We start from the raw sequence: 675 nt of genomic DNA on the forward strand, positions 1-675 counted from the left end.
GGTGACCTGCTCGTCTTGCCCCCAGGTGTGGGCCTCGCCAGTCTCGGTACCGGGCGGGGGCATCACCGAGCGTGGTTCGGTTGTCAATTAGACATCGGTGTTAACCAACAATTCCGACGATATCGATCCGGCGTTGGTTAACCACTAAATCTGACGCAGCCACCCATACGGAGAGACCCGTAATCTCAAGTTGAAGAACGTAAGATAGGAAATATCACCATGGAAATCTCTGAGGAGCTTCAGACACTGTATTCTGCGACTGTCGAGGAACGGGACGGAGAGTACTATCTGTCGGTGCCAGCCCGAGAAATCGAGACGGGATCGCTCGAAGTCGAGGAGTCTGTCCGTGTAGCGCTACTCTCGCCAGCGTCATCGACAACGACACCTGGTGATGCCGCATCGAGCCCAGAACCGCCGACGGAACCTGCTGAGCCAACTGGACCGCCGGTTTCTGTGGGCGAGACACGAGAGGTTGACATCGAGAGTATTGGCGATCAGGGAGATGGCATCGCGAAGGTGGATCGTGGCTACGTAGTGATCGTTCCGGATACGGATCTCGGTGAAACGGTCACTGTCGAGATCGAGCAAGTACAGGATAACGTTGCGTTCGCCACGGTCGTTGATCGAAACCTTCGCCAGGCCCAGTAATTCAGCTTGACACTGAGTTGGTTACTG

General features: G+C 55.7%; 1 protein-coding gene. It reads left to right on the plus strand.

Annotated features, from left to right (window positions below):
• The first annotated feature begins 219 nt into the window (after positions 1 to 219).
• The gene (locus EXE42_RS16295; RefSeq protein WP_137706991.1) at positions 220 to 648 is read left to right on the plus strand and encodes a TRAM domain-containing protein; all 429 of its coding nucleotides are present in this window, start codon (positions 220 to 222) and stop codon (positions 646 to 648) included.
• Positions 649 to 675 lie beyond the last annotated feature (27 nt).

Origin of the sequence: Halorubrum sp. SP3 (assembly GCF_005435195.1) — an archaeon.
In the GTDB taxonomy this organism is placed as follows: domain Archaea; phylum Halobacteriota; class Halobacteria; order Halobacteriales; family Haloferacaceae; genus Halorubrum; species Halorubrum sodomense.

What these genes read in the sequence shown, in the direction of transcription:
- EXE42_RS16295 (WP_137706991.1), top strand. Translation starts at nt 220, where the DNA reads ATGGAAATCTCTGAGGAGCTTCAGACACTGTATTCTGCGACTGTCGAG.